Origin of the sequence: Pseudoalteromonas sp. S3178 (genome assembly GCF_005886985.1) — a bacterium.
Taxonomy (GTDB): domain Bacteria; phylum Pseudomonadota; class Gammaproteobacteria; order Enterobacterales; family Alteromonadaceae; genus Pseudoalteromonas; species Pseudoalteromonas carrageenovora.
In genome coordinates this window covers 96,864-117,079 of record NZ_PNCW01000038.1, presented here as the reverse complement: position 1 = coordinate 117,079, position 20,216 = coordinate 96,864, and the positions used below count along the sequence as shown (strand labels likewise).

Genomic DNA, 20,216 nt, shown 5'->3' with positions numbered 1-20,216 from the left:
CCCAAAACACACTCAGTTATATCACCACTAAGTTAACGATGTAAATTTTATTTTAATGTAACTTAGGGCAATAGAAATTTAATTATTTTACTTCTGATGATGTGGGGTAGAGAAACTATTATGTTGCTATACAAAAACGACTTTATTTGCGCAGCTAAAACAGACGACATATTTAACGCACTGTAATTAAAAATTAATTGTGCAAACTAAAAGGCACTTTTCAGTGCCTTTTTTATTGCATTAATTGTGCATTGAATACGATGCTTATTTAAGATTTATCGCTATTTAACATGTCATCGTGCTCGGCCATATCCCAAGGTAGCTCACCTGGGCTGTTACCTAAAAAGTGTAAGTAATTCTCAAATTGATCAAGAATATCTTTCACAATATCATCTTCACTGTAACCATACACATCGTAAGATTGCCCACCACGACGTAAGAAAACATCAGCCTTGTAATACATTTCGGTGTTATCAATATCGGGCTTTAGTTCTGAATAGGCAAAGCTTGGCATAGGGTGTTCGGTTAGACGAATGTCATATACAAAATCAACATGCTCATGGCGTAGCACAGTTAAATGAGCACGGCCTAAGTCGGTATCAAAATCAACCTCTGCATGCCATTGTCGAGCTTTTAATTCAGCCTGAACGGCCTGCATCGCTTGTACCACCACACTACTAATGAAGGTGTGTACTTTTTCTTTATTGGGGTAATTAACCATGGCGGCTAAACGCCGCTTCCAATGAGATAAGTTGACATTACGGCCATTGAGCGCATGTGCTTGTAAGCTAGTATCGCGATGGCCTTCAATAATGAGTGCTCGCCAAAGCCCGGCGGTTGCAATAAGCATAATAATCGCAAAGGGTAAGGCACTGGCTATAGTCATAGTTTGTAGCGCACTTAACCCTCCTGCCACTAATAAAACAGCAGCCACAGCGCCCTCTAGCACAGCCCAAAACACGCGTTGCCATGCGGGCGTATTAATATTACCGCCAGAGGCGAGGGAATCAATAACTAATGATCCTGAGTCAGACGAGGTTACAAAAAAGGTAATGATTAGAATAACGGTGAGTAGCGAAATAATAAATGATAGCGGTAGCACCTCAAATAACTGAAACAATGCAACAGCTTGGTTGGCTTGAACATCAGTAATTAAAGTATTGAACCCTTCATTCATTATTAGATTTAACGCGGTATCACCAAACACAGAAAACCACAAAAAGGTAAAAATAGTCGGAACTAACATCACTCCTACAACAAATTGCCTGATGGTTCTGCCGCGGCTTATTTTGGCGATAAACATGCCAACAAATGGCGCCCAAGCAATAGTCCAGCCAAATATAAATAGTGTCCAGTTACCAATCCAATCACTACGGCTATATGCTTGTAAATTAAAAGTACGCTCAACAATACCGCTTAGGTAGCTGCCGGTATTTTGTAAAAACGATTCAAGGATATGAATAGTAGGGCCAATAAAAAATACGAAGGCCATTAATGACACTGCAAGTGTCATGTTTACAATAGATAAGCGCTTTACTCCTTTATCCATACCTGCCACTACAGAGAGCGTGGCCGCTGCTGTAATAATGGCAATAGCAGTAATTTGTACTGTGGTATTAATAGGGATATTTGGCCACAAATAATGCAGCCCGGCATTAATTTGGGTAACGGAAAGCCCTAACGTTGTAGCAATACCAAATAGCGTGCCTAATATGGCAAACACATCAACAGTGTGACCAATAGGGCCATATATTTTATCACCAATAAGTGGATACAACGCTGAGCGAATCGACAGTGGAAGGCCATGGCGAAATGCAAAATAAGCAAGGACTAAACCGACAATTCCATAGATTGCCCATATGTGAAAACCCCAATGAAAAAATGCAATTTGCATAGCTTGCTTGGCGGCGTCGACGGTTTCTGCTGCGCCTGCGGGCGGAGATGCATAATGGAGCACGGGCTCTGCTACACCAAAATAAAGTAATGCGACTCCGTAACCGGCTGAAAATAGCATGGCAAACCATTCAGCGAAACTGTATTGCGGCTGCGCATGATCAGGACCCAGCTTGATATTGCCCCAGCTAGAGGTTGCAACACAAACGATGAAAACTAAGAAAATAGCGACTGATAACATATAAAACCAACCAAAGGTTTCTGTTATCCACTTCAGGGTTACACTGAATGCTTGCCCTGCCAGTTCAGGGTTGCTACTTGTACCAATTACCAAGAGCAGAATAATAAACACTGCAGGTAAAAATACCGGTAGCAAAATAGTTGAGCGTAAAGCAGTTTTTGTCATATTAATCCTTAATATTAATTGCTAACTTTCAATTATGCTTTACTACCTTATTATATCTTGGGTGTGTTGGCTAATTCAGTATCTTGTGTTGTATATGCCTGTTGTTTTAAAACAAGTGTTTTTTATTATTTTGATTAAACACTCAATATTATTTTATTTTATTTTATTAAGTTATGTTTTCGATGATATTTTAAATTTTATAATGATCTGTGCATGAATCTTAATGGAAAAAATAATGAAGGTGAGAATTCAGGTTTTACAGGTTCAGCTAATATATTACTTATTAAGACAAATATAATGCTGTTTGATTAATAGTTCACTGCTGTAAACAAAAAAGCTCTAAACCAAAGGTTTAGAGCTTTTAATATACAATCAAACTTTTGCTAAAACACTAAACTTTAATGTGCCGTTGGTTTTACTCAACCCAACGTACGATTAAAATCAATCTTCTTAGGGCTTACAGCTAAAAGCTTATCGCTTCTTTTTAATCATCAATCGAGCGAAGTAGGGCGTTGATGCCTACTTTTTCACGTGTTTGTTGATCAACTTTTTTAACGATGATTGCAGCGTATAGGCTGTGGGTGCCATCTTTTGATGGTAGTGCGCCTGGTACAACTACTGCGCCTGCTGGTACGCGGCCGTAGTGAATTTCGCCAGTTTCACGGTCGTAAATACGGGTGCTTTGGCTGATGTAAACGCCCATTGAAATTACAGCGCCTTCTTCTACTACTACGCCTTCAACAATTTCAGAACGTGCGCCAATAAAACAATTGTCTTCAATGATGGTTGGGTTAGCTTGTAGTGGCTCTAAAACGCCGCCTATGCCAACGCCGCCAGATAAATGTACGTTCTTACCAATTTGTGCACATGAGCCTACAGTTGCCCATGTATCAACCATAGTGCCTTCGTCTACATATGCGCCAATGTTTACGTACGATGGCATAAGTACGACGTTTTTACCTACAAAGCTGCCTTTACGGGCTACCGCATTTGGTACTACGCGCATGCCGCCTTGCTGAAATTGCTCTGGCGTGTAGTCGCTAAATTTAAGCGGTACTTTGTCATAAAATTGGTTTACGCCGTCGTTCATTGGTTGATTGTCGCGAATACGAAACGACAGTAATACGGCTTTTTTAAGCCATTGGTGTACAACCCATTCGCCTGATATTTTTTCTGCAACGCGGGCAGCGCCGCTATCAAGTAACTCTAGTGCGTCGATAATAGCTTGTTTAACATCGCTAGATACGGTGCTTGGGCTAATGCTGTCGCGGTTGTCCCACGCGTTTTCTATCATGGTTTTTAAATCTGACATGGTGTGTCCTTATTCTGTTTCGGCGTTGAATTTTTTACGTAATGCCTGATGAATTTTAACTTGCTCTTCATCAGTCAGCGCTTGATATTCGTTATTTGATACGACAAAGAAATCCTCAGCACGTTCACCTACCGTTGTAATGCGGGCAGCATGAATGTGTAATAAATGGGCTTGGAAAACTTCGGCAATTTTGGTTAATAAGCCAGGTATATCTACGGCCTGTATTTCTATTAAACTGCGGTCTTTGCGTGCATGAGGGCGCAGCACAATTTTCGGTTTAATATTAAAGTCTTTAAATCGTTGTGAGCGATTCTTTTTAAATCGAATCTTTTTACGTGGATCGCTAAGTGCTTGTTCAAGGCCGCGTTTAATAGATTGCGCGCGGCTGCTTGCGATAGGCTCACCATTTACTTCAAGTATTACAAAGTTAAATAGTACGTAACCGTCTTTGGTGGTAAGTACTTGAGCATGTTGTATTTGTGCTTTTTTAGTACCAATTACACTCACTAAGCGAGCAAACAATGGCCCAGAGTAGGGGCTGTATACGAAGACTTGTGTTCCACCGTGCATGGCTTTATCTGATACAACTACACTTGGCTGGCTTAAATCGGTGCATTTAAGCAGATGTTCACTGTGCCACGATATTTGTTGCTCACTAAAGGCGGTAAAGTAATTTGCTTTAAAACGGCTCCAAATTAAGTCTATTTGTTCTTCAAAATGACCTAAATTAAGTAAGCGCTGTTTAGCTTGGTGCTTTTTATCGCGAATTTGGTCGCGTTGATCCATTGGGTTTTCAAGCCCTAGGCGTAGCGCACGTTGAGTATGTAAGTAGAGTTCGCGCAGTAACGTGTTTTTCCAGTCGTTCCATAAGTTGTCGTTGGTTGCGCGAATATCGGCAACGGTTAAACAATATAGGTAGTCGAGCTGGCGTTCTGTTTTTACGCGTGATGCAAAGTCTTTAATTACACCTGGGTCGTTTATATCTTTACGCTGTGCGGTTACCGACATTAGTAAGTGGTTACCAACAAGCCAAGATATCAGCTTGCCGTCTGACGATGGGAAGCCATGTAATTTAGAAAAAGCAATGGCATCCACTGAGCCAAGCTCTGAATGATCTCCACCACGGCCTTTAGCAATATCATGAAATATTCCGGCTAAATAAAGTAGCTCGGGCTTATCCATACGGGTCACTATTTCACTACAAATAGGAAACTCACTGATACCGGTTTTATCAAAAAATTGGTAAATATTTTTAATAAGCTTATGGGTATGCTCATCTACTGTGTAGGCATGAAATAAATCAAACTGCATTTGCCCAAATATATTACGCCACTGTGGTAAATATGCGGCTAACATGCCGTGTTTATGCATAAGGGTAAACGCGCGGCCCATGCCATTAGGGTGTTTTACCAGGCGTAAGAATGCTTCGCGACACGCAGCGTAATCTTGTAAATCGCCCAATAGGCGCCTACGAACTTGGCGAATTGTGCGTATGGTGCTTGGGTAAATATGAGTGATTTCAGGGTTGTCGGCTATGTGTTCAAATAAAACAAACAGCTGGTCGCGCCTAAAAAATACAGATGGATTTTTTACTCTTATTTGATGGCCAACGCGTTCAAAATTTCTATCAAGTTCTACAACTGGCGCTTCTATGGTTTCTGGAATAATGCTTTGTTCAAAGTACGAAAGTAGCATTTGATTAAGCTCGCGCACGCGGCTCATTATTCTAAACAAACGCTTCATCATGCGCTCAACCGACGATTTACCATCACTACCAAAACCTAAAATTTCTGCAGCATTGGGTTGGTGATCAAACAATAATCGGTTTTCTGAGCGACCTGCAGCTAAATGCAGCGCAAAGCGAATATTCCATAAGTTCTCTAAACACTCTGAAAGCTCCTGAAACTCTTCATGAGTTAAATAGCCGTGGCTTATTAGCTCTTGCAGTGTTTCGGCTCTAAAGTGCTTTTTAGCAACCCAAATTATAGTTTGTAAGTCGCGCAGGCCACCTGGGTTTTCTTTTATATTGGGCTCTAGGTTATACGCTGTGCCGTGGCATTTTTTGTGGCGAAGATTTTGCTCTTGCACTTTAGCAACAAAAAACTCACCTGAGCGCCAAACTGGGGTTTCGATAATATGTGTTTTGAGTTTTTCAAACTCAATGTGGTTACCAAAAATTAGGCGGCTTTCAAGCAAGCTGGTGGCAAATGTAACGTCTTCACGTTTTTGCTCAATGGCTTGCTCAATGGTGCGCACACTGTGGCCTATCTCTAAATTGAGATCCCAAAGCATGGTAACAAATTGGCCAATTTTTTCGCATATTTCTTCGCTAGGTTGTTGAGTTACTAGCAATAAAAAGTCGATGTCGGAGTAGGGGTGTAATTCACCACGGCCGTACCCGCCCACAGCAATAAGCGCTAAATCAGGTTCGCGCGCTAAATCGTAAACATGAAATAACTTTATTAGTAGGCGGTCAATAAACTCAGCCCGGGCATTAATTAAATTACCAACCGGTTGTTTAGAAAATTCGTTATGTAACCATTTATAAAAATAGCTAGAACAATCGCGATAATCACTAAGTTGCTCAGCATCGCTAAGCAACTTTTTTACTTTGTTGGGTAATGCCACGTGGGCTGGCTCCTTGTTGAACCTTTCACACGGATAAGGTTTTTCTTATCAAGTGTTTCGGTTTTATTAGTGTTCTATGATCCGCTCGATAGTATCATCTGATCGAAGCGTTAAAATTTCAACTCCATTTTCAGTCACTAATAATGTGTGTTCCCACTGCGCAGACAAGCTACGGTCACGTGTAACAACAGTCCAGTCATCTTTAAGCAGTTTACATTGGCGCTTACCCGCATTAACCATTGGCTCAATAGTTAAACACATACCTGCTTTTAGCGTTTCACCCGTACCTGCTTTACCGTAATGCATCACTTGTGGCTCTTCGTGAAATTCGCTACCGATACCATGGCCGCAGTATTCGCGAACAATTGAGTAGTTGAAGCTTTCTGCATATTTTTGAATAGCTTCGCCAATATCACCTAAACGTACACCTGGTTTTACCATTTTAATAGCAAGGTATAAGCTTTCTTGTGTTACTTCTGCAAGGCGCTTTCCTTGAATATTTGGTGTACCTACGTGAAACATTTTTGAGGTGTCGCCGTGGTAACCATCTTTGATAACGGTAACGTCAATATTTACGCTGTCGCCATCTTTTAAAGCTTTGTCGTTTGGAATTCCGTGGCAAATTACGTGATTTACAGAGGTACAAACCGACTTAGGGAAACCATGGTAATTTAGCGGAGCAGGAATCGCTTTTTGCACATTTACAATATAATCATGACAAATTGTATTTAACTCATCAGTAGTTACACCTGGCACTACATGTGGTCCAATCATTTCTAGCACGTCTGCCGCTAAACGCCCGGCTATACGCATTTTTTCAATTTCTTCAGGGGTCTTGATCACAGCGCTCATTGAGGCTCCAAAGTTGCGTTTTTTAACATTTATCGTCGCACAAATTTTGCACGCGACGTTGAGTATTTAATTTTAATATGGTATAAAGCGCGCCGTCTTTTTACAAATAAATTCTTAAATGATTTTTTGTATTTAAGGCAAACACAATTTTATTTTAACACACACACGTATCGTCACATACACTTGGGTGCATTTGAAGTTTAAATACTTCGGTGTTGGTGCTATGGGATATGTGGAGGCCTAACCCTAAACAACTATAGAGGATCTATAAAATGGCAAACGTTTCAATGCGCGATATGCTTCAAGCTGGTGTTCACTTTGGTCACCAAGCACGTTACTGGAACCCTAAGATGAAGCCTTTCATCTTCGGCGCACGTAACCGTGTACATATCATCAACCTTGAGCAAACAGTACCAATGTTCAACGACGCACTTAAGTTTTTATCAAGTGCTGCTGCAAACAAAGGTAAAGTTCTTTTCGTTGGTACTAAGCGCGCAGCAAGCGACGCAGTTAAAGAAGCCGCTTTACAAAGCGACCAGTTCTTCGTAAATCACCGTTGGTTAGGTGGTATGTTGACTAACTGGAAAACTGTACGTCAATCAATCAAGCGTCTTAAAGACCTTGAAGTACAAAGCCAAGACGGTACTTTCGAGAAATTAACTAAGAAAGAAACGTTAATGCTTAACCGCGAAATGGAAAAGCTTGAAAAGAGCCTTGGTGGTATCAAAAACATGGGCGGTCTTCCAGACGCGCTTTTCGTTATCGATGCTGACCACGAGCACATTGCTATCCGTGAAGCAAACAACCTAGGTATTCCAGTTGTTGCAATCGTTGATACTAACTCTAACCCAGACGGTGTTGATTACATCGTACCTGGTAACGATGATGCTATCCGTGCAATCAACCTTTACACAAGTGCTGTAGCTACTGCTATCACTGAAGGTCGTGAGAACAACATTGTTGCTCAAGCTGAGAAAGACGACTTCGTAGAAGCTGAGTAATTAGCTGTCATCAAGTCTTCATCTTTTTAAGGTGAAGACTTGCTATTCTTGTCGAGCGGGTAACCCGCTTATCTAACCTGATTTCAGATTTGAGGATTTACTAATGGCTGTAACTACTGCCCTAGTTAAAGAATTACGCGAGCGTACTGGCGCTGGCATGATGGATTGTAAAAAAGCGTTAACTGAAACTGATGGCGACATCGAGTTAGCGATTGAAAACATGCGTAAAAGTGGCGCTGCTAAAGCTGCTAAAAAAGCAGGTAACATTGCTGCTGAAGGTACTATCATCATCAAGCAAAACGCTGGTGTTGCTGTACTTGTTGAAGTTAACTGTCAAACAGACTTCGTTGCAAAAGACGTAAGCTTCTTAGCATTTGCTAACAAAGTTGCTGACGCTGCAATCGCAGAAACAATCTCTATCGAAGACTTACAAGCTAAGTTTGAAGAAGACCGTGTTGAGCTAGTTACTAAGATTGGCGAAAACATCAACGTACGTCGCCTGCAGTACATCGCTGGTGAAAACCTAGTTGAGTACCGTCACGGTGAGCGTATTGGTGTTGTTGTTGCTGGTGTTGCTGACGAAGAAACACTTAAGCACGTTGCAATGCACGTTGCTGCTTCAAGCCCTGAGTACTTAACGCCTGCTGATGTTCCTGCAGACGTTGTAGAAAAAGAAAAGCAAGTTCAAATCGACATCGCGATGAACGAAGGCAAGCCTGCTGAAATCGCTGAGAAGATGGTTGTTGGACGCATGAAAAAATTCACTGGTGAGGTTTCTCTTACTGGTCAAGCTTTCATCATGGAACCTAAAAAATCTGTTGGCGAAGTTCTTAACGAGAAAAACGCAACAGTTACTGGCTTTGTACGTGTAGAAGTTGGTGAAGGTATCGAGAAGAAAGAAGAAGATTTTGCTGCTGAAGTTGCTGCTCAAATTGCAGCCGCTAAAGGTCAGTAAGATTAACTATTTGTGATGCATAAGGAAATTAGATGCAATTAAAGTACTATTTGGTTTTGCGTCACGCATAGAAATTCTTTAAAATAACCGCGCTTTTATGTTTATCATAAGCGCGGTTATTTTTTACCCATATTTTAATAAAAGTTGGCCCCAATACTATGACTATCAATCGTAAACCTATTTTTAGACGTGTTCTTCTCAAATTAAGTGGTGAAGCTTTAATGGGAGACGAAGGCTTCGGCATCGACCCAAAAGTATTAGATCGTATGGCTCAAGAGATTAAAGAGCTGGTAGAACTCGACGTAGAAGTGGGTTTGGTTATCGGCGGCGGTAACTTTTTACGAGGCGGATCGCTTGCTGAAGCAGGTATGAACCGCGTAGTAGGCGATCACATGGGCATGCTTGCAACCGTTATGAATGGCCTTGCAATGCGTGATGCGCTGCACCGTGCATTTGTAAACTGTCGTTTAATGTCGGCAATCCCACTAAACGGTGTATGTGACGCTTACAACTGGGCTGAAGCAATTAGTTTATTAAAATCTGGCCGTGTTGTTATTTTTGCAGCCGGTACAGGTAACCCTTTCTTTACTACCGATTCTGCAGCGTGTTTACGCGGTATCGAAATTGAAGCTGACACAGTAATTAAAGCAACAAAAGTTGATGGCGTTTACAGTGATGATCCTGTTAAAAACCCAGAAGCGACGCTTTACCGTCACTTAAGCTACAATGAAATCATTGATAAAGAATTAAAAGTTATGGATTTAGCGGCGTTTACATTAGCCCGCGATCATAATATGCCATTGAGCGTATTTAACATGAATAAATCAGGCGCGTTAAAACGCGTAATTATGGGTGAAGAAGAAGGAACACTTATCTCTTCACAAGCCTCAGATGAAGTAATCAAATAATTAGGATTAAACCGTGATTAACGATATTCAAAAAGATGCGCAAGAGCGCATGCAAAAGAGTGTAGCAGCACTAGGTAGCCAATTATCTAAAATCCGTACTGGTCGTGCTCACCCTGCAATTTTAGACGGCATCATGGTGTCGTACTACGGTGCAGATACTCCACTTAACCAAGTAGCTAACGTGACGATTGAAGATTCACGTACACTTGCCATTGGCGTATTCGATAAATCTTTAGCGCAAGCTGTTGAAAAAGCAATTATGGCGTCTGACTTAGGCTTAAACCCTATGTCAGCAGGTACTGTTATTCGTGTACCTCTTCCTCCGCTTACGGAAGAACGTCGTAAAGATTTAATTAAAATTGTACGCGGTGAAGTAGAAGGCGGCCGTGTTGCTGTTCGTAACATTCGTCGTGATGCAAATGGTGATGTTAAATCTCTGCTTAAAGAAAAAGATATTTCTGAAGATGAAGCTCGTCAAGCAGAAGATGCAATTCAAAAGCTTACAGATAAGTTTATCAAAGAAATGGATGCTCAATTAGCAGCCAAAGAAACAGAATTGATGGAAATCTAAACAGCTAATTTTATTAGTTTTGAAACGCCGTCTGGGGTATACTAGGCGGCGTTTTTTTATGGAATAGTCAATATTTATGGTTCTAGACGCTGACACAATTTCACAGCAAAGTTTACCTAAGCATGTTGCCATCATCATGGATGGGAATGGACGTTGGGCTCAAGCTAGAAATAGACCTCGTGTGTTCGGGCATAAAAAAGGCGTGGACGCTGTTCGTCAATCAGTTCAGTTTTGTACTAAATTAGGGATACAGTCGTTAACCTTATTTGCTTTTAGTAGTGAGAACTGGCGCCGCCCAGAAGACGAAGTAAACACTTTAATGGAGCTTTTCTTATTTGTTTTAACAAAAGAAGTAAAAAAGCTTCATAAAAATAATGTAAAACTGACCATTATTGGAGATTTATCACGGTTTTCAGAAAGCTTGCGTAGCAAAGTAGACGCTGCACATAAGTTAACTGAAAATAACACCGGGCTGTGTTTAAATGTTGCAGCAAACTATGGTGGTCGTTGGGATATGGCTAATGCGGCTAAACAGCTTGCTTTGCAAGTGGCGCAGGGCACACTCAACGCAGAAGATATTACAGAAGAGCGCTTAGCGCAGCATATGAGCATGGCAGATCAGGCAGAACCTGATTTACTCATTCGCACAGGTGGCGATGTTCGTATTAGTAACTTTTTACTATGGCAAGCTGCTTATGCAGAGCTTTACTTTACCGAGACACTTTGGCCTGATTTTAATGAAGCAGCATTTGCTGAGGCCATTGCGTGTTACGTTGCCAGAGAGCGACGTTTTGGTTGTACGGGCGAACAAATAAAACAATTACTCGCTCAAACCTAAATAGAATAAGGGTCACAATTTTGTTAAAACAACGCATTTTAACCTCTCTAGTGCTAGCACCATCTGCACTGGCGCTGGTTTTTTACACACCACTTACGTTATTTAGCTACTTTGCAGGTGCAATTGTTATGCTGGGTGCGTGGGAGTGGTCAGCATTTATGGGCTTATGTGGAAAGCTTAAACGTGGCGCTTTTGTGGTATTGATAGCGGCTTTGCTTGGCTTACTTAATTTACATTGGCCAATCGAATCGTTATGGGTAAATGGCAAGTTAGCCGGGGATGCAAATTACTTATTTACACTGTCCTTTGCATGGTGGATTGTAGCCAGTTACTTAATTTGGCGTTATCCAGCCATGGCTAAAGCGTGGAACGAAGGGTTAGTTATGCGTGGTATTGCCGGGCTCCTAACGCTTGTACCGTTATGGCTTGCGCTTAATACCCTACGTAGTGCGCAATATGCTGAATCGACCCACTTTGGCTCTGTACTAATTTTAGTGGTGCTAGGCATAGTGTGGAGTGCTGACGTAGGCGCTTACTTTTCAGGTAAAAGCTTTGGTAAACACAAACTAATGCCAAAGGTGAGCCCTAATAAAACCATTGAAGGGCTAGCCGGTGGTGTTGTTGCTTCAATTGTTTTTGTTTTAGCTTTTTGCCACTTTACCGATGTTGATTTAGTTGTTTGGCCTATTTACGCTGTGATGACTGCATTTATTGCCTTATTTTCTGCTGTTGGCGATTTACTTGAAAGTATGTTTAAGCGCGAAGCCGGTTTAAAGGATAGCGGTAGTTGTTTACCAGGGCATGGTGGTATTTTAGACAGAATTGATAGCTTAACTGCAGCAGCGCCAATGTTTGTTATGTGTTACGCATGGACCTTGAGTTTATGAACCAAAAGCAACAGCTGGTTATTTTAGGCGCTACGGGGTCTATTGGTTTAAGTACATTGGATGTAGTAGCACGAAATAAAGAATTATTTGATGTATTTGCATTAACAGCCGGCCAAAATGCTAAAAAAATGGCTGAACTGTGTATCGAACACGAGCCACTTTATGCTGTTATGGCCACTCAGGTAGCCGCAGAGGAACTTAGTTCACATTTAAATAATACGCCTTGCCAAACTCTAGTTATGCACTCAGTGCAAGCTATGAGCGATTTATGTGCTCATCCTGATGTAGACACTGTGATGTCGGCTATTGTGGGGGCTGCCGGTTTACTACCTACGCTTAGCGCTGTAGAAGCCGGTAAAAAAGTATTGCTTGCCAATAAAGAATCGTTAGTAATGTCAGGTCAGTTGTTTATTGATAAAGTAAAACAGCACAAAGCGACCTTATTGCCGATTGATAGTGAACACAACGCTATTTTTCAATGCCTACCTCATTCATTACAAAATGCACAAAGCGATAAAAACCTGCAAGATAACGGTGTAAGTAAAATTCTTCTTACCGGATCTGGCGGACCATTTTTAACGCGTGATATAAATACCTTAAAAGATGTAACAGTTAGCGAAGCCGTAGCGCATCCTAATTGGTCTATGGGGCAAAAAATATCGGTCGACTCTGCAACAATGATGAACAAAGGCCTTGAGTTTATTGAAGCTAAATGGCTATTTAATTGCGATACCAGCGACATTGACGTTGTTATCCATCCGCAAAGTATTATTCACTCAATGGTGCAATACCATGATGGGTCTATTTTAGCGCAAATGGGTAACCCTGATATGCGCACGCCTATTGCACATGCACTCGCTTATCCAGATCGAATTAACGCGGGTGTTAAACCATTAAATTTCTCGGATATATGCGATTTTTCGTTTACTAAGCCTGATTTTGCTCGCTACCCTAACTTACAGCTAGCTATAGATGCGTGTAGTGCAGGGCAAGGCGCTACAACAACGGTTAATGCAGCAAATGAAATTGCTGTTGCAGCATTTTTAAAAGGCCAGATTGGCTTTACTGATATTTATAAAATTAATGCACAAATACTTGAAGCCGCAACATTTAGCAATGTTAAAAGCCTAGAAGAAATACTTGAGTGCGATAAATTAGCGCGAATTAGCGCTTCGCAATTTATAACAAAAGTGACTCACTAATATGTTTGATTTTTTTTGGAATCTTGGCTCGTTTATTTTAGCACTAGGGATTTTAGTCGCTATACATGAATACGGTCACTTTTGGGTTGCCCGAAAGATGGGTGTTAAAGTGCTGCGTTTTTCAATTGGCTTTGGTAAGCCGCTTTTAAAGTGGCACGATAAATACAAAACCGAATACGTAATTGCTGCGATTCCGCTTGGTGGTTATGTAAAAATGCTCGATGAGCGTGTTGATGAAGTACCTGCAAACGAGCGTCACTTATCGTTTAATGCTAAATCAGTTCAAGCACGCATTGCCATTGTAGCTGCAGGACCAATGGCAAACTTTTTGTTTGCAATTGTAGCGCTCGCAGCAATGTACATGGTGGGTGTGCAGTCGGTTAAGCCTGTGGTTGGCAGTATTACTGAGGGCAGCCGAGCCGAGCAAGCTGGTATTATGCCATCACAACATATTATAAAAATTGGCGATGACGATATTGCTACATGGCAAGATGCTACATTTTCACTTATGTCTAGTTTAGGTGAGCAAAGTGTTGATGTTATTGTACGTGATGAAAATCTTCAGACGCGTGTTAAAACGCTTAATTTAGATGGCTGGAAGCTTGATCAGCAAGATATCCCACCGCTTAGCTCTCTTGGTATCGTGCCATTTAGGCCTCAAGCTACACTCACAATCGCAGCGGTGACTAAAAATTCAGCAGCAGAACAGGCAGATTTACAAGCTAAAGACATTATATTGGCTGTAAACGGTGAAACTATAAGCAATTGGCAGCAATTAGTTAATCTTATTACGCAATCGGCTAACAAATCTTTACAATTTAGTGTAAAAAGACAGGATAGTATAAAAACCATTACAGTGACCCCGAAAGGGCGCGTTGATAATAATGGTATTGAGCAAGGCTTTTTAGGTGTTGCCCCTGTTGTACAACAGTGGCCAGATGGCTACGTTGAGACTAGACATTACGGCCCGCTCGATAGTATCGTGCGAGGCACAAAAGAAACATGGCGCTTAATTACCCTAAGTTTTGACATGATTGGTAATTTAATTACAGGCCAGGTTTCGGTTAAAAATTTAAGTGGTCCGGTTGGCATTGCAGTCGGCGCTGGAACTAGCGTAAGCTATGGCTTAGTGGCCTTTTTAAGCTTTTTAGCCTTAATAAGCGTGAACTTGGGTGTATTTAATTTATTACCCTTACCAGTGCTTGATGGCGGACACTTAATGTATTACATAATTGAACTTTTTCGTAAAAAGCCGGTCTCTGAAAAGACACAAGAGTTTGGTTTTAAAGTGGGCGCCTTGCTGCTCATTTTTCTAACATGTTTCGCTTTGTTCAATGATGTATCGCGTTTGTAGTTACAGCGTGACAATTACTAATTAGAACACGATTGTAAAGCATCATTAAATTGATGCTATGCGGTAATACAGTTGTAAAGGATAAAGATAATAAAATGGCTATAAAAAAACATTTGGCAGTAACAAGTTTATTGGGTGCAAGTTTTGCAGCCCTAGGCCAAAACTCCTTTATTGTTGAAGACCTTAAAGTTGAAGGTTTGCAGCGTGTAGCACTTGGTGCAGCGCTTACGCATATTCCTATTAACGTAGGCGATAACGTAGATGACTACACGATTTCAAAAACAATAAAGTCACTTTATCGTTCTGGGCACTTTGACAACATAAAAGCGCTTCGCGATGGCAATAACGTTATTTTTAAAGTAACTGAACGTCCTACCATTAGCTTTATTGAGTTTGAAGGCAATAAAGATATTAAAGACGAGCAGCTTAATGAATCTCTAGATCAGCAAGATATTCGCCAAGGTGAGCCACTTGATAAAACCGTTATCGATAATATCGAAAAGGGCCTAGTTGAGTTTTTCCACAGTATTGGTAAATACAACGCTAAAGTAGATATCAGCGTAACTAAGTTGCCTCGTAACCGCGTTAAACTTAAATTAGAGTTTGATGAAGGTGATGCCGCGTCAATTCGTCAAATTAACTTAGTAGGTAATGAGCTTTTTTCTAATGAAGAGCTTTTAAAGCTTGCTGAATCGCAACAAGATTTACCTTGGTGGCAATTTATGGGTAGCGATCGCTACCAAAAGCAAACCATTGAAGGCGATTTAGAAAAAATCCGTAGCTACTATTTAGACCGTGGTTACTTGCGCTTTAATATCGACTCTACTCAAGTATCTGTAAGCCCTGAGCGTGAATCTGTTTACGTTACCGCTAACTTAACTGAAGGCGTTAAATATACCGTTAAAGGCTTTGACTTTATTGGTGATTTACTTGGCCGCGAAGACTTAATTAAAAGTGTTATTCCACTTCGTGCTGGCGAGTTATATAACGGTTCAGTAGTAACTTCTTCTGAAGAATTTATTAAAAGCTACTTAGCACGTTTTGGTTATGCAAATGCTGAAGTACGTACAATTCCTGAAATTGACGATGAAAAGCAAGAAGTTCAGTTAACGCTTTCGGTAAATCCGGGTAAACGTGTATACGTTCGTCGTATTATTGTTGGTGGTAACCAAAACACCGCTGATGAAGTACTTCGCCGTGAAATGACACAACTTGAAGGTGCATGGTTATCTAATCAAAACCTTGAACGTTCAAAGCTACAAATACAGCGTTTAGCATACATGGAAAGCGTTGATTTTAACGTAGTACCAGTTCCGGGTGTTGATGACCAAGTAGATGTAGATTTTACTGTTAAAGAACAATCAGCAGGTAGCTTTAATGCAGGTCTTGCATATGGCTCTTACCTTGGTTTGCAGTTTAATATTGGTGTTACCGAATCTAACTTTTTAGGTACGGGTAATCAAATTGGTTTAAATCTAAATACTTCAACAGGTTCTGAAAGCATTAGCTTATCTTACACCGACCCTTATTTCACGCCAGATGGTGTATCGCAAGGTAGCAGTATTTTTTACACTAACTATGATGCAAGTAAGTTTAGCTTAGTAGATTACAAATCGAAAAGTTATGGTTTAGGCACTAATATTGGCTTCCCAATTGATGCTGTAAATCGTGTTAACTTTGGTGTTCGTTGGATAAAAGAAGAGCTTTCAGATATTGCCGAGTACGAACAAACTCGTGTACTTCGTGAGACTTTCTTAGATCCAGAAAATCCAGATGCTGGCTTTGACTTTACCAAGTATGAGCTAAGTGTAGGTTGGTCGCGTATTACCGTTAACCGTGGTTTATTCCCAACAGCGGGTTCGCGTCAAACATTAAATTTAACAGCAACTACGCCTAACTCAGACCTTCAGTACTTTAAACTGAACTATGATTCGCGTTTTTACTGGCCAATATCAAACGATCACCGTTGGGTGTTCTCAACGCGTGCAGCGCTTGGTTACGGTAATGGTTATGGGTCAACAAATGGTTATGAGCAAACATTACCATTCCAAGAGTTCTTCCGTATAACGGAAATGGAACTACGCGGCTTTGACCGTAATACAATATTACCTCGTGCTGTATCACGTATACCGCAGTCTATTCCAGGTACACCTGGTGCTGATGGTACAACTACAGGTAGTATTGGTGGGGCTGATCAGTTTGATATATTGATTCCACAAGGCCGTATTGGTGGTAACGCTAAAGCGGTTGCGGGTATGGAGCTAATTGTTCCTACACCGTTCTTAGATGAAGAAAATACCAGTTCTGTGCGTACTAGCTTCTTTGTAGATGCTGCGAACGTATGGGATACTGAATTTAGCGTAGACCGCTATCAAAACTTAGCGCCAGATGAGCGCGCTAAATTAGATGACTATTCAGACCCAATGCGCTTTAGGGTTTCAACCGGTCTTTCATTACAATGGATCTCTCCGATGGGTCCAATGTTGATTAGTTTTGCGTATCCATTGCAAAAAGAAGAAGATGACGATACGAAAACGATCAGCTTTAACATTAGTAACACTTTCTAAAGGAGTTTTTTGTGAAAAAATTATTTAAATCAACAGCAGTAGCAGTTTTAGCAACATTAATGATGGGTACTTCAGCGAGTGCATTTGCACACAAAGTAGGTATCGTTGATATGCAAGAAATCTACAAGCAAATTCCTCAAATGGCTAAAATTGAACAATCGCTACAGACTGAGTTTGCAGAGCGCCGCCAAGAACTTGAAAAGTTACAAGGCGATATTCGCTTTGAAGCAGAAAAATTTAAGCGCGAAAGCACAACGATGAGCCAAGCTCAAAAAGATGCACTACGTGACAAAATTCAGGGCATGCAAAAAAATCTTGCTGAACAAGGTCGTCCTTTAGAGCAAGAAATTAAAGCACGCCAGAACCAAGAGCTTGCTAAAGTTCAAGGTGTGATCATCAAAACAATTGAAGAAATTGCTAAAGATGGCGACTTCGATGAAGTTAAAGTTAAAGACACAACTATCTACTTTAACCCTAAAGAAGTAACGGATCTTTCATCTAAAGTTGTAGCAGCTGTTAGCAAGAAATAATCTATCTATGCAAAATTATACGCTTTCGCAAATTGCGGAACTTCTAGGCGCCGAGCTTCAAGGTGATGGCGCTTTAGAAATAAAAAAAATAGCTACACTTGCAAATGCCCGTTCTGGGCATATTGCATTTTTAGCGAACTCAAAATATCGTACGCAGCTTGAAACCACTCAAGCCAGTGCTGTAATAGTTAGCCAAGCTGATGCTGAGTTTTTTAAAGGCAGTAAAGTTATAGTTGGCAATCCATATGTGAGTTACGCAAAACTAGCGCAATTTATGGATACTACGCCTCGTTCTGCCTCTACGGGCATTCATCCAAGTGCAACTATTCATCCATCAGCTATTGTTAGCGACAGTGCCGCTGTAGGCGCTAATGCAGTAATTGAAGCTGATGCAGTGATTGGTGATAACGCGCAAATTGGTCCGAACAGTTTTATCGGAGAACGTGTTAAAATAGGCTCTGGCACTAAGCTTTGGCCTAGTGTGACTATTTATCACGATGTTGAGATTGGCGCAGATTGTTTGTTTCAAGCAAATAGTGTTGTAGGAAGTGATGGGTTTGGCTATGCCAATGAGCGCGGGCAGTGGGTGAAAATACCGCAACTTGGCTCAGTGATCATAGGCGACAAGGTAGAAATAGGGGCAAGTACCACTATTGACCGCGGCGCACTAGATAACACGATTATTCATAGCAATGTTATTATTGATAACCAGTGTCAAATAGCACACAACGTTGAAGTTAACTCGGGCACAGCAATTGCTGGCTGCACCGTACTTGCAGGAAGCGTTACCATTGGCAAGAACTGTCAAATTGGCGGCATGACTGCAATTAATGGTCACATGTCTGTATGTGATGGTGTTATAATTACCGGTATGAGTATGGTGACTAAATCAATCACCGAACCGGGTATTTACTCATCAGGTATGCCCCATACAACTAACAAAGAATGGCGTAAATCAATTGCTCACTTGCGTAACCTTTCGGACATGAAATCTCGTCTTAAAGCGCTTGAAGCATTGGCTAAGTCATAACGTTGAACACTAATAAGGATGCTATTTTGGCAAACGAATTAAATAGCCTTGATATTCAAGAGATTTTAAGTTTATTACCGCACCGTTACCCGATGCTACTAATTGATCGTGTTATTGACTTTACACCTGGCGAGTCTTTACATGCTATTAAAAATGTTTCTATAAATGAACCTATTTTCACTGGTCATTTCCCAAATCAGCCAATTTTTCCTGGTGTGCTAATATTAGAAGCCATGGCGCAAGCAACGGGTTTGCTAGGTTTTAAAACAGTAGAGAATCGCAGCGAGAACGAATTATATTTGTTTGCAGCGGTTGATAATGCTCGTTTTAAGCAGCCGGTAATTCCTGGCGATACTATGCACCTTCATGTAGAGTTTTTAAAAGAACGCCGCAATATATGGAAATTTGCTGCTGAAGCAAGAGTCGATGGCAAAGTAGTATGTAGTGCCGAAATTATGTGTGCGAGAAGAGAGTTTTAATAGTGATCCATTCTACAGCAATAATCGAACCTGGCGCTAAACTAGGCAACAATGTCTCAGTTGGTCCGTATAGTTATATTGGCAATGATGTTGTGATCGGTGATGACTGTATTATTGAGTCTCACGTTGTTGTTAAAGGGCCGTCTACCATTGGCTCTGGAAATCATATTTTCCAATTTGCGTCTGTAGGTGAAGCCTGCCAAGACAAAAAATACAACAACGAGCCTACTACGCTAATTATGGGCGATAACAACGTTATTCGTGAGTGTGCAACCATTCACCGCGGTACTATTCAGGACCAAGGTGTTACTAAAATTGGTAGCAATAACTTATTTATGGCTTATACCCACGTGGCTCACGATGCAGTAATTGGCGATAACGTTATTTTTGCTAACAACGCAAGTGTAGCGGGGCATGTGCACGTAGGTGACTGGGTTATCTTAGGTGGTAACTCAGGTGTGCATCAATTTTGTAAAATTGGTGATCACGCATTTATTGGCATGTACTCGGGTGTTAATAAAGACGTACCTCCGTTTGTTACTACTATTGGTATGCCTGCAGGCCCTGCAGCAATCAATAAAGAAGGTATGAAACGCCGTGGCTTTGAAAGCGATGAAATAATGGCAGTACGTCGTGCTTATAAAGCATTTTATCGTAAGAGCTTAGGTGTTGATGAAGCGATTTCATCACTAAGTGAAGACGCTGCAAAGTATCCTGCAGTGCAAACCATGATAGATTTTGTTAAAGGCTCTGAGCGCGGCATTGTAAGATAATTACAAACTTTGCTTTGAGCATTAAAAACC

General features: G+C 41.0%; 17 protein-coding genes and 1 pseudogene. 14 read left to right on the top strand and 4 right to left on the bottom strand.

Features of this window, described 5'->3' with window-relative positions; all coding sequences use genetic code 11:
- Positions 1 to 90: 90 nt before the first annotated feature.
- Positions 91 to 186, top strand: a pseudogene (locus tag CWC11_RS23620) (4a-hydroxytetrahydrobiopterin dehydratase); the annotation flags it as partial.
- A gap of 82 nt (positions 187 to 268) precedes the next feature.
- On the opposite strand, the gene CWC11_RS12220 reads toward CWC11_RS23620, so the two are convergent.
- The 4 genes from CWC11_RS12220 to map all read right to left on the bottom strand — a co-directional run bounded on the left by CWC11_RS12220 (position 269) and on the right by map (position 7,124).
- The gene (locus tag CWC11_RS12220) at positions 269 to 2,299 is read right to left on the bottom strand and encodes a BCCT family transporter (protein WP_138682909.1); all 2,031 of its coding nucleotides are present in this window, start codon (positions 2,297 to 2,299) and stop codon (positions 269 to 271) included.
- Positions 2,300 to 2,783: 484 nt separating this feature from the next.
- Positions 2,784 to 3,611: a 2,3,4,5-tetrahydropyridine-2,6-dicarboxylate N-succinyltransferase gene (gene dapD, locus CWC11_RS12215; RefSeq protein ID WP_010557180.1), complete on the bottom strand. Its 828-nt coding sequence runs from the start codon at positions 3,609 to 3,611 to the stop codon at positions 2,784 to 2,786.
- Positions 3,612 to 3,620: 9 nt separating this feature from the next.
- The gene (gene glnD / locus CWC11_RS12210) at positions 3,621 to 6,239 is read right to left on the bottom strand and encodes a [protein-PII] uridylyltransferase (RefSeq protein ID WP_058548385.1); all 2,619 of its coding nucleotides are present in this window, start codon (positions 6,237 to 6,239) and stop codon (positions 3,621 to 3,623) included.
- A gap of 66 nt (positions 6,240 to 6,305) precedes the next feature.
- The gene (map, locus tag CWC11_RS12205; protein ID WP_283241009.1) at positions 6,306 to 7,124 is read right to left on the bottom strand and encodes a type I methionyl aminopeptidase; all 819 of its coding nucleotides are present in this window, start codon (positions 7,122 to 7,124) and stop codon (positions 6,306 to 6,308) included.
- A 239-nt stretch (positions 7,125 to 7,363) separates the two neighbouring features.
- Between map and rpsB the strand changes: the two genes are divergently transcribed.
- The 13 genes from rpsB (at position 7,364) to lpxA (ending at position 20,186) form a co-directional block, all read left to right on the top strand.
- A complete protein-coding gene (rpsB, locus tag CWC11_RS12200) occupies positions 7,364 to 8,092 on the top strand; it encodes a 30S ribosomal protein S2 (RefSeq protein ID WP_058548383.1) in 729 nt (242 codons plus the stop codon).
- Between the two features lie 103 nt (positions 8,093 to 8,195).
- Positions 8,196 to 9,047: a translation elongation factor Ts gene (gene tsf, locus CWC11_RS12195; protein ID WP_058548382.1), complete on the top strand. Its 852-nt coding sequence runs from the start codon at positions 8,196 to 8,198 to the stop codon at positions 9,045 to 9,047.
- 158 nt (positions 9,048 to 9,205) lie between these two features.
- Entirely contained in the window at positions 9,206 to 9,955 is a 750-nt protein-coding gene (gene pyrH / locus CWC11_RS12185) for a UMP kinase (RefSeq protein ID WP_058548381.1), read from the top strand.
- Between the two features lie 49 nt (positions 9,956 to 10,004).
- Complete coding sequence (gene frr / locus CWC11_RS12180; protein ID WP_247655286.1) at positions 10,005 to 10,526, top strand: ribosome recycling factor; 522 nt, start codon at positions 10,005 to 10,007, stop codon at positions 10,524 to 10,526.
- A gap of 76 nt (positions 10,527 to 10,602) precedes the next feature.
- Positions 10,603 to 11,364: an undecaprenyl pyrophosphate synthase gene (gene uppS, locus CWC11_RS12175; RefSeq protein WP_058548379.1), complete on the top strand. Its 762-nt coding sequence runs from the start codon at positions 10,603 to 10,605 to the stop codon at positions 11,362 to 11,364.
- A gap of 20 nt (positions 11,365 to 11,384) precedes the next feature.
- The gene (locus CWC11_RS12170) at positions 11,385 to 12,251 is read left to right on the top strand and encodes a phosphatidate cytidylyltransferase (RefSeq protein WP_058548378.1); all 867 of its coding nucleotides are present in this window, start codon (positions 11,385 to 11,387) and stop codon (positions 12,249 to 12,251) included.
- A complete protein-coding gene (gene ispC / locus CWC11_RS12165; protein WP_138682907.1) occupies positions 12,248 to 13,453 on the top strand; it encodes a 1-deoxy-D-xylulose-5-phosphate reductoisomerase in 1,206 nt (401 codons plus the stop codon). The genes CWC11_RS12170 and ispC overlap by 4 nt, the downstream gene beginning before the upstream one ends.
- Before the next feature lies 1 nt (position 13,454).
- Positions 13,455 to 14,807, top strand: coding sequence for a sigma E protease regulator RseP (gene rseP, locus CWC11_RS12160; RefSeq protein ID WP_138682906.1), 1,353 nt, complete (start codon positions 13,455 to 13,457; stop codon positions 14,805 to 14,807).
- A 95-nt stretch (positions 14,808 to 14,902) separates the two neighbouring features.
- Positions 14,903 to 17,374 (top strand): outer membrane protein assembly factor BamA, encoded by a 2,472-nt coding sequence (bamA, locus tag CWC11_RS12155; protein ID WP_138682905.1) that lies wholly within the window; start codon positions 14,903 to 14,905, stop codon positions 17,372 to 17,374.
- Positions 17,375 to 17,385: 11 nt separating this feature from the next.
- Positions 17,386 to 17,904, top strand: a complete 519-nt coding sequence (locus tag CWC11_RS12150) for an OmpH/Skp family outer membrane protein (RefSeq protein WP_138682904.1) — start codon at positions 17,386 to 17,388, stop codon at positions 17,902 to 17,904.
- A gap of 7 nt (positions 17,905 to 17,911) precedes the next feature.
- On the top strand, positions 17,912 to 18,934 hold the full coding sequence (gene lpxD, locus CWC11_RS12145; RefSeq protein WP_138682903.1) for a UDP-3-O-(3-hydroxymyristoyl)glucosamine N-acyltransferase: 1,023 nt from the start codon (positions 17,912 to 17,914) through the stop codon (positions 18,932 to 18,934).
- Positions 18,935 to 18,960: 26 nt separating this feature from the next.
- Entirely contained in the window at positions 18,961 to 19,413 is a 453-nt protein-coding gene (fabZ, locus tag CWC11_RS12140; protein WP_058548373.1) for a 3-hydroxyacyl-ACP dehydratase FabZ, read from the top strand.
- 2 nt (positions 19,414 to 19,415) lie between these two features.
- Positions 19,416 to 20,186 carry an acyl-ACP--UDP-N-acetylglucosamine O-acyltransferase gene (gene lpxA / locus CWC11_RS12135; protein ID WP_058548372.1) on the top strand — a complete coding sequence of 257 codons (771 nt, stop codon included), beginning with the start codon at positions 19,416 to 19,418 and terminating at the stop codon, positions 20,184 to 20,186.
- The last annotated feature ends 30 nt before the right edge of the window (positions 20,187 to 20,216 follow it).